Raw genomic sequence first — 1,866 nt, 5'->3', positions numbered from 1 at the left:
GCGCCATCGTCGCCCATCAAGCGCATGATCGCCGACCTCACCCTGCTCGGCGAGCACCACGGGACCCTGCTCTTCGCCTTTCTTATGGGCGAGAGGGCGGCCACACCGGGAAGTGACCCCTCCCTCCTCAGCCCCGCCGACCGCGACCAACTCATCGCCAGCAGCCCCTCCCTCCTCAGCCCCACCGACCACGCCCAGCCCATCGCCAGCGGCCCCTACCATCTGAGCCCCGCCGACCGCGACCAGCCCATCGTGCCCGACCAACACGTGAGCATCCAGCCCCTCTGCCCCGCCACAGATCTGCACGGTCTGCGCACCCTGCTGACCACGCTGCTCGATGCTGCCCACCGACGCCTCCGCGAGCCGCGAAACCCACGCTGCCAGGGGGTCTTTCTCGACACCCTGAGCCTGGCTGAGCGCGGGGCGCTCGTAGGCCGCCAGGGGGACACCCTGGCCCCAGACGATCTGTTGGTCTGCCCAAAACCGCACATTGGCAATTGGCGCATCGACCTCGTGAGCCGTGAGCAGCACTGCTGCCGCGATGGGCGCATCTGCCACATCATCGGCCAGCCAGGAGCCGCACCACCCGTGCGACCGCCGCGCACACCGAAGGATCTGCTCAAAGAGCTTGAGCGCCTCTTCGCATCTGGTGATCTCGACACGCTCGATGAGGCGGCCATCGAACATGTCAGCAACCGGATCGAGGGACTGACGCGCCGCTTCGCCGAAATCACAGGGGCATTGCAGAATCTAGGGCGTTACGAAGCCAAACTCGGCGACATCGGGCTGGAGCGCACCCTCCATCTGCTCGGAGCACCCGAGCGGGAATCGCTCGCGCTAGCGGTCTACCTCCGTGATCAACTCGACGAGATCCAGGCGAACGACTACTCGGCCCCGATCATCCACGTCGCACGGGTTCTCGAGCGCGAACTCCAGCGACGCATTCTCGCCACACCTGGCATCAGTGGTACCGACTTCCCACATGGCCGCCCGACGCTCGGCGTGCTCGGTGGGGTACGCCGAAAAAACCCGCTGCTCTGGGCGCGCATCACCACGCACCTTGGCTCAGCCTGGGCGGGCACCGTCGACCCCGACGACCGCTCCTTCACCGTCAGCATCGAACAATTCGTCGACGAAATCGATCTCCTCGTCCAGATACGCAACCAAGCCGCGCACACCACCCCGATCCCCCGCACCCGCTTCCGCGCCATCCTCCGCTCATGTTGCGACGGCGGGCCCCTGCGCATCGGCGCGCTAAATGTGCTGCTGACAGCCTGGCCGCATCCATAGCGGCCCACCCGAAGGCCAAGCAAAGCGCGCGATCATTCAGGGAAGGAAGCGGAAGCTCATACGTGCTGTGACCAGGTGGCAGTGACAAACACAACTCATCACCTCGATAGACCGCGTTCCCTGGTGATTGACATTCACTACCGCCAATGCACCATCCACCAGGATCGGACGGAACACGCGGACTGGCAAAGCCCAGGTTTGAGTCACCTTGGGGTTGGTAACACGAAGCTCGGCGCAGGGCCTCTTGGGGGCGCGGCTCGCGAGGGTTGCGCCGAAGGCGGTGAGGGGCCACGGGGCCGACGTGTCGTCGTTCCATGCTTCTGAGCCGATCGTTCTCCGACACGATCCGTGGCCCCCCCGTTGTGAACGCTTTTGCGTGCGTTGCCCATGCCCCGCTTGCTCCGAACAGGCCTTTTAGCCCCAATACCTTGCAAAGAAGGCGATTGTTTTGGTGCAAAGGCGCAACGTTTTTCGCGTACGTGAGCGAACCCTTCGCGCCTTCGCGCCTTCGCGCCTTCGCGCCTTCGCGCCTTCGCGCCTTCGCGCCTTCGCGCCTTCGCGCCTTCGCGCCTTCGC

The 1,866-nt window shown here is 65.3% G+C and carries 1 protein-coding gene; it reads left to right on the top strand.

Annotated features, from left to right (window positions below; translation table 11 throughout):
* The coding region (locus EYB53_RS25225) for a hypothetical protein (protein ID WP_167857623.1) at positions 1–1,290 on the top strand (1,290 nt) is incomplete at its 5' end.
* Positions 1,291–1,866: the final 576 nt, after the last annotated feature.

This window comes from Candidatus Chloroploca mongolica, from assembly GCF_004762035.2.
Lineage (GTDB): Bacteria > Chloroflexota > Chloroflexia > Chloroflexales > Chloroflexaceae > Chloroploca > Chloroploca mongolica.
Note: the sequence above shows the minus strand (reverse complement) of the source record. Positions and strands in the feature narration are given on the sequence as shown.